This is a genomic window from Nesterenkonia haasae (genome assembly GCF_010119385.1).
Taxonomy (GTDB): Bacteria; Actinomycetota; Actinomycetes; order Actinomycetales; family Micrococcaceae; genus Nesterenkonia; species Nesterenkonia haasae.
In genome coordinates this window covers 82,560-93,389 of the sequence record NZ_VFIE01000028.1, presented here as the reverse complement: position 1 = coordinate 93,389, position 10,830 = coordinate 82,560, and the positions used below count along the sequence as shown (strand labels likewise).

Here is a 10,830-nt window from a genome sequence, read left to right as displayed (position 1 = left end):
CCCCGCACCCGGCGAAGACCACACCGGTTCATCAGCCGGTCAACACCTGAACCCGCTTCATCGACGCCATCGGAGAAAGGACTGAGCAGAATGGCTACACGCCACCACCACACAGAGAATCACGACCCCGGGGCTGCCCCCGGCAGTTGCAGCGGCCACGCCCCGAAGGCAGATCACCTGACGGTGACGAACAGCGCCGATGTCACCGAATGCCTAGTTATGCCCGGGACCCCGGTGATCAAGTCCGAGGCCGAAGAGGCAGGGCTGTATCGCGACTACAACGGGCAACGCTACTGGCTGTGCTGCGCGACCTGCGGTCCGCTCTTCGACGCCGACCCCGACCGGTACGCCGACGCAGCCTGAGCGACATCACGAGATCGAACCCCTAGAACGTGACCCACGGCCAACGCGCGTCAGCCTCAGCGGAGGGCCATCCGAGCACGAGAAACGAGATCGGTATGACCAACACACACAGTGCTCACCACCATCGTGACGGTGGGCATACGATGCAAGAGGATCGGTCTGAGAACCACCGCCATAAAGACCATGCCAGTCAAGGGGGAGACCATGGAGACCGTGGCCGTGACACCCAGGAGGATCACGCCGCCCACGGCGGTCACAGTGAGCATGGGGGTCATGGTGACCATGTAGGCCAGTTCCGGCGACTCTTTTGGATCATGCTCGCACTGGCTCTGCCGGTGATCGGGTTCAATGAGATGTTCGCCCACTTGGTCGGCTACCAGCTGCCTGATGCTGCATGGATCTGGTGGGTCTCCCCAGTGTTGGGCACAGTCATCTACTTCTGGGGTGGCTGGCCTTTCCTGACCGGCGCGATCAGCGAGATCCGTTCCCGCAAGCCCGGAATGATGTTGCTGATCGGGTTGGCTATCACTGTCGCCTTTATCGCGTCCTGGGGGGCGAGCCTTCACATCCTCGACCACGAACTGAACTTCTGGTGGGAGCTGGCGCTGCTGGTGGTCATCATGCTGCTGGGTCATTGGATCGAGATGCGTTCGCTGGCCCAGACCACCTCCGCGCTGGACTCGTTGGCCGCGCTGCTGCCGGATGAGGCGGAGAAGGTCGAGGGCGAAACCGTGGTGACGATTGCCCCGGCGGATTTGGCCCTCGATGATGTGGTGATCGTCCGCCCGGGTTCCTCGGTGCCTGCCGACGGGACCATCATAGACGGCAGCGCCAGTATGGATGAGTCGATGGTCACCGGAGAATCCAAACCGGTCCGCCGCGACACTGGTGAACACGTTGTCGCCGGAACAGTGGCCACCGACTCTGGTCTCCGGGTGCAGGTTTCCGCCATCGGTGAGGACACCGCCCTGGCTGGAATCCAGAAACTAGTCTCCGACGCACAAGCATCCTCCTCCCGTGCCCAGCGGCTCGCCGACACTGCCGCAGGCTGGCTCTTCTGGTTCGCCCTCGGTGCCGCAGCAATCACCTTCCTGACCTGGGCGTTGCTGGGCATGCCGGACTCGGCAGTGGTGCGAACCATCACCGTGCTGGTCATCGCATGCCCTCACGCTCTGGGGTTGGCGATCCCGCTGGTGGTCTCCATCGCCACCGAACGGGCCGCCCGCGGTGGGGTCCTGGTTAAGGACCGCCTCGCCCTGGAGTCCATGCGCACCGTGGACTCGGTGTTGTTCGATAAGACCGGCACTCTCACTAAGGGCGAGCCCACTGTTACCGGTATTGACCCGGTTGGTGATCGCACCGAGGAGCAGGTGCTGGCCCTCGCTGCTGCGGCGGAGTCCGACAGTGAGCACCCCCTCGCCCGGGCAATCATAGGCGCTGCCAAATCTCGAGAGCTTCAGCTCCCGGAGGCGAGGGACTTCTCATCCTCCCCGGCGGTCGGGGTCAAGGCCGCGGTCAACACCGGAGACCGTGACACCGTGATCGAGGTTGGCGGTCCCCACCTGCTGGACCAGCACCACCTCGAAGAACTGGCCATTGCCGATCAGTGGCGCGAGGAAGGCGCGATCATCCTCCACGTCCTTGCCGACGGTGACGTCATCGGCGCGCTCCGGCTGGCCGATGAGATCCGCCCCGAGTCCCTTGACGCTGTCGATGCTCTGCACATTCGCGACGTGCAGGTGGTGATGATCACCGGAGATGCCCAGGCCGTGGCTGATACGGTCGCGAAAGATCTCGGCATTGACCGGGTTTTCGCCGGTGTCCGACCCGAGGATAAAGCCGCCAATGTCGCTGAGCTCCAGGAAGAGGGCCGCAAAGTCGCAATGATAGGCGACGGCGTCAACGACGCTCCGGCCTTGGCCCAGGCCGATGTCGGCATCGCCATAGGCGCGGGTACCGATGTGGCTATCGGGTCCGCCGGAGTGATCCTTGCCAGCTCCGATCCGCGGTCGGTACTCTCCGTATTCGAGCTCTCACGGGCCAGCTATCGGAAGATGAAACAGAACCTGTGGTGGGCTGCCGGTTACAACATCGCTGCCGTCCCCCTGGCGGCTGGCGTGCTGGCACCTGTCGGGTTTGTACTGCCCATGAGCATCGGTGCGATCCTGATGTCTGTCTCTACAATCGTAGTTGCGCTTAACGCCCAACTGTTGCGCCGGCTCGACCTCACCCCGGAAGCAAGCACCGACCGGATCCTCGACCGTTCCCCATCCGCTGAAAATGCGCCTGACGAGACAAGCCCAACGACCAGGAGATGACACGACCATGACCGCCACGACCAACGCCAGCACCGCAGACCACGGCTATATTAGTGACAAAGACCGCTACCTGGCTCGTCTGAAGCGCATCGAAGGCCAGACCCGCGGTATCCACAAAATGGTGGAGCAGGACTCCTACTGCATCGACATTCTCACCCAAATCAGTGCGATCAACTCCGCCCTGGAAAATGTTGCACTAGGTCTGCTTGATGATCACCTCAAGCACTGTGTCACCTCCGCAGTCAAGGACGGCGGCGCTGAAGCTGAAGCTAAGATCAATGAGGCTTCAAAGGCCATCAGCCGACTCGTCAAATCCTAAGGAACTAGGTTCGGCGACCAGGTCTGGATGAGGACGCATTCCGGGGCAGAGGAAGTCCTCTGTGCCATCATCGCCTGTCTAGTCCAAAGAGGATTTTTCTTACTCCATTGAAGCCCGCGTGGTCGTGATCTCAGGAATGCTCCCCGATGGCCGGATGCGCTGAGTGCGCTCGAGCCTACTCGGCGACACGCTAGTCACCCTCTGAAGTTCCTGCCAGCCAAAGCGGTCGGACTTCCCCTACTATTACTGACTTGACGCTATCCCAGGTCAGCGCTGACCACAGGCGCCGTCACTAGGCGTGCGCCCGCCATGCACCTCCCGGATCACGAGGGCATGATCAGACTCTCTGAACGTGGATTGCAACTTTTGAGTACCTCTCGCGAACCGCATTGCGGACATTAGGTAATACTCCGAGCATGGCCTGCGGCGAGTTGGCACTGGCGAGTCTCTGTCACAGTGGCGAATAGCTAGTAGCACCACCTGGACTAACGTATAAATAGGTATTCTGTGCCAGTTAAGCAGTTGATTAAGATCGAGGCATACCTTTTTAAAAGTCTTGATCTTATGCTTATTCAGGAGACAAATGCTGTACCCGATTGCCTCAGTGACGGCGCGACTCATGGAAGATTGCGCGGATGAGTTCGATGTGTTCGGTGCCGGCGTCTTGGTGGTCGCGTACCCCACCCAGTCACCTCAATTCACAAGAAGCTGTGCGTGATGGAAGAGCTGATCGGCCATGAGGATCTGGAACGGCTGGATGCCCTGCTAGCGCACCACAAGGTCGCCGTAGTCACAGGAGAGATCGGCTCCGGAACGGGCCTCCTGCTGCGCGGCCTGGAGAGTCGATGGGACGGTCGAACCGTCCGGATCCCATATCACCGCACCGAGGCTACGATCCGCCGCTCCGGACTCGATATTGTGCTCGCTGGCCTGCGATCTCTGGATGCGAAAGTGTTTGCGGTTGAGCTGAATGATGAGAACGCCACGGACTTCGATCTGGCATCGACGGTACTCACCGCTCTGCATTCGGCTGAGATCCCAGAGAACACGCTGATCATTATCCCCGGTGGTGATGACATGGACTTCACCTCGCAGGCGGCCCTCGGCCATGTTCTCCGTCGTATGAGCGATGACCGTATGCGTATAGTCGTCTCAGCGCGGCGGATTACCGATGAGAGTGCATTCGCAGGGATCCCCTGTCTGGACCTGCAATCCCGAGGACGCGAGGAATTGCTCGAGCTCGCTCAGCGGGCCACGGCAGGACGGATCTGTCCCGCATCCGCCCTCATGGCGGTGCGAGCTGCCTCGGGCCGGCCACACGCGCTAGGGCTGATTCTTCAGGAGATGACCGAAAGTCAGCAGGGTGGGCGCTTCGCCATCTCTATCCCTGTTCGTATCGGTTCCGAGGCTGCCTCTATGGCTCACCAGATCGTGGGGGAACTCGACGACAACCAGAAATACGTCCTCAAAATGCTCTCCCTGGCACCACTGACGCGCTTCCGCACGCTCCAACAAGAAATACCGGAATTGTCCGTACTCTTAGCAGAACTGGAATCCCGTGGGATTGTCGAACTGCGAGGTCCATTTCTCCTGATCACAGATGAGCTGGTGCGCGCTGCCACGCACTGGTCCATGAGTGGCAGCGAACGCAACGCTCTCCACAAGAAACTGGAGGCTGCCTGCTCGCAGCATCACGTTGAGATGGAGAACTGGCACCGTTCCTTCGCTGCGGTGGACGACGACACTGCCAACAGTCTGGCAGCAGACGCTCTGGGCTTCATCAGGAGCGGACTAGTCGGTGCTGGCATCGAGCTCATCGAACGGTCGATCAGTTTGAGCGCTGAGGTCAGCACCGTAGCGGGTCGTCTCATCGACATAGCAGACGCCCTTACTGATCGCAGTGAATTCGCGTTCGCCTCGCGTTACCTGCAGTTCGCCCAAGAGTCGGACGAATATCCCGTCTCAGTCCGCGCTCGCACCCTCGGGATTCAGCTCGATTACCTGCAGAATCAAACCTTGCCGACGAGACTCATCAACAACTGGACCCGAAGCGAGCGATCCGCAGCCCCACGTGAAGTAGCCAACCTCCAGCTGGCGCTAGGTCTGCTGCACTGCGATCGCCGCGAAATTGCCGACGCTTGCGAACTCCTCAAAGAGGCAGAGTCCCTCGAAGAGCACTTCGGGTCTCGCGAGAAGCGACTCTATGATGTCCTCCGAATGTCAATAGAGGCTGCCCGCGGAGATGACCGCCTCGCTCTTATGCGGTTCGCGGAACTTGGTGGCCTCGAAGCCGATGAATTGAGCGCCGAGTACCTGCTGACCATGGCCTCGGCCCTCATGATGACAGAACACTATGAATCGGCCCAAGCCTCCATAGATCTTCTCCTGCATATCTGCGCGGGCACCACCACGTGGGTGACTCAGGCTAGGTACCTAAAGACGGAGATCGCAATTCGAGCCGGGCAGATCGGACACGCTCTGGCACTCGCTGGTTCCCTAGTAGACGACCCGAACAGTCATGATGTGATCCGCCGGGACCGACTGCTGCTCCTCCAATGCTGGCACCTGCTCATGAGCGGGCGAGCCAGCGACGCGCAAAGCAAAGAAGCAGAACTCGTCGCCTATGCCACCAGGACCCGCAACGGGTCACTATTAGCAGCTCTCAGCGCCCTACAGGGTAATTATCTATTGCGAGTGGGACTCCCTGTTGAGGCCGTACGGCATCTTCAGCGCTGCGATGAACGCTGCTCAGGTGAGCCGAACCCGAATCAATACCGGCACGACCCGGACCTCATAGAAGCACTGATTCGTTGTAACCGCCGCGAACACGCAGCGTTGCTGCTGAAGCGCCTGCGCAGCAGGACCGATCACACCCCGTCACGGTGGGCTGAAGACGCGGTGCGGCGCTGCGAGGCCCTCCTTGCCTCAGGGCAACAATCCGTAGACCTTCTTCAGGCCGCACTCCGGGCCCGCCCGGCATCCGTGCAGTCTCAGGCGCTCATCCACACCGCCTTGGCGGACCGATTCGCGTCGCTGGGTTCCGTCTCACGTTCACGCGAGCACTCGCTGACCGCCGCGTCTCTATTCCGGGAAATCGGGGCAAAACTCCCGACTGCGCACGAACTTTCCACACTTCATCAAGCATCCGAACAGCCGGGAGCAACTCGCCCCGAGCTGAGCGGTCTCAGCGAGGAAGAACGCGCAGTCACCGAATTAGTCCAGGCCGGACTGAAGAACCGTGAGATCGCGACCCGAATCTACGTCTCTCTGCGCACCGTTGAGCTCAGGCTCACCGCCGTATACCGGAAGCTCGGAGTGTCTTCACGCACCGAATTGGTGGCCCGGCTTGCGGGTGCCCCGCGGTTGGCGCCGGCTTAGCGGGTTGCCGCAGTGCCCCCGCGGATGCCCGCAAGAAGCTCCAAAAGTGCTTCAACGGCCGAATCTCAACACCTAGCGTGAGCTTCACCGCAAGTATCCCAATACATGCAGCAGCGCACTACTTGCGTCACGGAAAGCTGACAGAGCACCAGGGGAGGCAGAAATGACATCGACACATCACCGGGGATCGGTCATCGCAGCACAGAGCGAGCGACGATTCACCAGGCTCTCGCGGGGCATCTGGGAAAACAGAGCCTGGTTGCAAATGTTCTTGGACGCAGTCGCCTGGATTCTGGCCGCAACGCTGGCGTGGCTGACCTCCGACACTTCCTGGAGCCTCGGCCTCAGCATCACCGTACTGACTGCGATGGTGCTTCACACCGGGCTCCTCCGCTTCTATGGAAATCGCTTCAAGTACGGCAGCTTCTCCGAGCACGGCACACTCGTCGCGCTGACAGTCCTCATCGGGTGCGTGATCATGATTATCCATCCTGCCGACGCAGCGCTGGTGGTGCTCGTGGTCACCGTCTCGTTGGTGCTGATGTCCGGAACCCGGTACGCCATCCGCTACATACACCAGAGGGCCACCCGCCCAACCTCCGCGGAGCGGGTGCTCATTGTCGGAGCAGGCGATGCCGCGGAGTCGCTGGTGCGGCAAATGCTGTCGGATCCCGGTGGACCTTATCTCCCGGTCGGACTGATCGACGACGATCCCCGGAAACGGCACCTGAGTGTTCATGGGGTGCGCGTCCGTGGCACCAGCGAGGACATCGCAGACGTCGTTGACGGCCTCGATGTCGCTGGCGTGATTGTAGCCATTGCCGACTCAGAACCTGAGTTCCTCGCCGTGTGCCGCAAGCGTCTGAGGTCCTCAGGATGCTGGCTCCGGACAATCCCCCCGTTGGCTGAGCTTGTCAATCGGCGGGTGGACGTCAGGGATATCCGTGACATCAAGGTTGAAGATCTCATCGGCCGCAGCCCAATTCGCACTGATATGACTGAGATCAGTGCCAAGATCGCGGGCAAACGTGTGCTAGTCACCGGTGCGGGAGGATCGATCGGCAGCGAACTTTGCCGTCAGCTCTGGTCCCTGGAACCGGCGAGCCTCGTTCTGCTGGACCGTGACGAGACCGCGCTGCACGGCGTGGAACTGGCGCTCTACGGTTCGGCCCTGCTGACCTCCCCGAACACGGTGCTGGCCGATATTCGCGACCGGCAAGCACTGGAGCGGGTCTTTGACGAAGCCAGACCGCAGATCGTTTTCCACGCTGCAGCGCTTAAGCACCTGCCGGTGCTGGAACGGTTCCCGCAGGAAGCCTGGAAGACCAACGTGCACGGCACACTCAACGTTCTGCAAGCGGCCGATGCGGTGGGGGTGGAGACCTTCGTCAACATTTCAACCGATAAAGCCGCCTCTCCGACCAGCGAACTTGGGCGGAGCAAAAGGGTCGCCGAGCGGTTGGTCAGTGGCATCACCAAGAAATCCAGCGGCACATATCTGTCCGTGCGTTTTGGCAATGTGCTCGGTTCGCGAGGCTCCGTGCTGCTCTCCTTCCAGGAGCAGATCCGCCAGGGCGGGCCGATCACAGTCACCGACCCGGAGGTGACCCGCTATTTCATGACTATTCCTGAAGCCTGTCAGCTTGTCCTCCAGGCTGCCACCATCGGGCAGGACGGCTACGTGATGGTCTTGGATATGGGCGAACCGGTAAAGATCGTTGACATCGCACGCAATCTCGTTGCCATGTCTAATACCCCTACTGAAATTGTCTTCACCGGTCTGCGTGCCGGCGAGAAGCTCGATGAAGAGCTATTCGGCGACTATGAGGGTTCGGTAGTCAAAATCCACGACAAAATCAGTCGCGTTGAGGCTCCAGATCTCGACGCCGCTATGCTCCCGTCCGCCGATTCCTCGCGGGACACGATCGAGCGCTTCTACACCGAGGTCTGCACCGGATCGATGTGGCGCGTTGTCAGCCTTCCCGAAGTCCAAGCGATCGGAGAAACTCGTGCTGCCTGAGCCCACAACTCCAGGTGTGGCTGTGCTGAGCCCCGGTCGCGCCGATCTCCACACCCTCAACACGTATACGCCAAGCAGCCAAATATCTCACATGTATGCGTGGCACGGCTGCCCAGAGGAGGATGTCTTGCGCGTCACTCATGCCTGTACCCTCAACCCCCGCCTAAAGAGTCAGCCATGACCGCGAACCTTATCGCCCTCCAGCCGCCACGAACCAGTGTCCCGGCGCCCATTCGCCTCTCCACCCCCGACGTCGGGCCTGTTGAAGAAGACGCCGTGCTCTCCGCGCTGCGGTCCGGATGGGTGGCGCCGGCCGGACCGGACCTCGATGCATTCGAAACGTCGGTGGCCCAACGCGTCGGTGTCCACCACGCCGTAGGCCTGGTCTCCGGGACGGCGGCCCTGCACCTGGGGCTGTTGGCGGTAGGAGTGCAACCCGGTCACGTGGTGATCACCTCCACGCTGACGTTTGCCGCCACCGCCAACGCCATTGTCTACACCGGAGCAACACCCTATTTCGTGGATGTCGATCCAAGGACCGGGAACATGGACCCGGGACTGCTCGAGCGCGTCCTGGCCTCTCTGCGTCAAGCTGGGGAGCGCGTCGGCGCGATCATCCCAGTGGACCTCTTTGGCAAGGCAGCGGATTACACCGCGATCGAGACGATCGCCGGTCACTACGGTGTCCCAGTGTTGGCTGATGCCGCTGAATCACTGGGTGCCACCCATGGGGAAAGGGACCGCCCGGCAGGCAGCTTCGGACAGGCGGCTGTTTTTTCTTTCAACGGTAATAAGATCATGACGACCTCCGGCGGAGGGATGTTGCTCACCGACGACGGCGATCTGGCGGAACGGGTGCGGTACCTCTCCACCCAGGCACGCCAGCCTGTGGCGCATTATGAACACACTGAGATCGGTTACAACTATCGGCTGAGCAATCTACTCGCCGCCCTGGGACGAGCACAGTTGACTCGGCTGGAGACGATGATCGCCCGTCGGCGCGCGATCCGTCAGCACTACCGAGCCTGGTGCGCTGGGACACCCGGAACACAGATCTTCGGCGGGTCCGGGGACGACCAGGACAACTGCTGGCTCACCGCGATCCTGTTTGACCCCAATGTGCACCCATTCCAGGTCGAAGAGTTGAGCCGGGCGATGGCCCAGCAGGGCATTGAGACTCGTCGGATCTGGAAGCCGATGCACCTGCAGCCCGTGTTCCGTGACTCACGGAGCCTGCTCACGGGCGCGGCTGCCCAACTTTTCGGCACCGGGTTGACGCTGCCCAGCGGTTCTGCGCTCACGGAGCATCAGATCCAGCGTGTGCTGCAGGTTCTGACCGAGTTCGTGGGAGGGCACCGATGAGACTGAGTCAACGCCTCAATCTTTCACTGAAGCGGGCCCTCGATGTGGTCGGCGCTGGAGTCGGGCTGATCGTCCTGGCCCCGGTCATCGGCGCGGTCTGGCTGAGCGTCCGCATCAAATTGGGCTCTCCGGTGCTCTTCGCCCAGCCACGGCTCGGGCGAGACGGACAGGTGTTCACGCTGCACAAGTTCCGCACCATGCTCGAGCCTGATCCGGACCACGGAATCGTCACCGACCACCAGCGCATGACGCCATTCGGACGTCGGCTGCGGGCCACCAGCTTGGACGAGCTGCCCACTCTGCTCAACGTCCTCAAAGGGGAGATGAGCTTGGTCGGGCCCCGACCTCTCCTCCCCGAGTATCTCCCCCGCTACACCCCACACCAGGCACGTCGCCACGAGGTCCGCCCCGGCATCACAGGGCTGGCACAGGTGCATGGACGAAACCAACTGGGCTGGGATCAGCGGTTCGATCTAGACGTCGAATACGTGGACCGACACAATCTTCTCTTAGATGTATTAATCATGGCTCGCACAATCTTCAGTGTGCTCTCCCGAACCGGAGTCGAAGGTGAAGCGACTGTCGCGATGGCGGAGTTTCTGGGTCCGGCTCCTGATGATGGGCTGACCGAACAGATCCTGCCAGAGCAGTGGCACGACCTGCGAGACCAATGGCAACGGGAGGCACTGGCCACGAATATTCACAGTGCCCGGAGAGAGTCAACAGCCGGCACCCGCTACTGGGTGTATCTCAACGATGAACACATACCGGTCGGCATCGGGGGGCTCTCCGGTCTAGGGGGGCTTCACCTCGACGCGAGTGTCGTGATGAACCCGGAGCACCAAAATGATCAGGTGTTTCAGGCAGTGCTCAACCGGTTGATGAACCGCGGCCGCGCATTAGAGGCGCGCCACATCGCGCTGTGTGTGCCGGGTGCCAACGGGACGCAGCGTGAAGTGGCCTGGAATCTGGGTTTCGCTTATTCAACTGACCAGACAACTCCCGAAATGGGCACCAATGTGCCACCGGGTGCATATTCCTATGCTTTCACCGAGGGGACGGAGCACTGA

Annotated in this window: 7 protein-coding genes; all 7 read left to right on the top strand. The window is 61.2% G+C overall.

The annotated features are described in order from the left end of the window. Positions 1–90 precede the first annotated feature (90 nt). The 7 genes from FH975_RS14860 to FH975_RS14825 all read left to right on the top strand — a co-directional run bounded on the left by FH975_RS14860 (position 91) and on the right by FH975_RS14825 (position 10,830). The gene (locus FH975_RS14860) at positions 91–363 is read left to right on the top strand and encodes a hypothetical protein (RefSeq protein ID WP_162321980.1); all 273 of its coding nucleotides are present in this window, start codon (positions 91–93) and stop codon (positions 361–363) included. A gap of 95 nt (positions 364–458) precedes the next feature. Continuing rightward, positions 459–2,681, top strand: coding sequence for a heavy metal translocating P-type ATPase (locus FH975_RS14850; RefSeq protein WP_407938639.1), 2,223 nt, complete (start codon positions 459–461; stop codon positions 2,679–2,681). Between the two features lie 7 nt (positions 2,682–2,688). Continuing rightward, entirely contained in the window at positions 2,689–3,000 is a 312-nt protein-coding gene (locus FH975_RS14845) for a metal-sensitive transcriptional regulator (protein WP_153078383.1), read from the top strand. Between the two features lie 717 nt (positions 3,001–3,717). Beyond that, positions 3,718–6,378 (top strand): helix-turn-helix transcriptional regulator, encoded by a 2,661-nt coding sequence (locus tag FH975_RS14840; protein WP_162321977.1) that lies wholly within the window; start codon positions 3,718–3,720, stop codon positions 6,376–6,378. Between the two features lie 163 nt (positions 6,379–6,541). Further along, positions 6,542–8,398 (top strand): polysaccharide biosynthesis protein, encoded by a 1,857-nt coding sequence (locus FH975_RS14835; RefSeq protein ID WP_162321976.1) that lies wholly within the window; start codon positions 6,542–6,544, stop codon positions 8,396–8,398. 177 nt (positions 8,399–8,575) lie between these two features. Next, positions 8,576–9,760: a DegT/DnrJ/EryC1/StrS family aminotransferase gene (locus FH975_RS14830; RefSeq protein ID WP_162321975.1), complete on the top strand. Its 1,185-nt coding sequence runs from the start codon at positions 8,576–8,578 to the stop codon at positions 9,758–9,760. Further along, positions 9,757–10,830, top strand: coding sequence for a sugar transferase (locus FH975_RS14825; protein WP_162321974.1), 1,074 nt, complete (start codon positions 9,757–9,759; stop codon positions 10,828–10,830). The genes FH975_RS14830 and FH975_RS14825 overlap by 4 nt, the downstream gene beginning before the upstream one ends.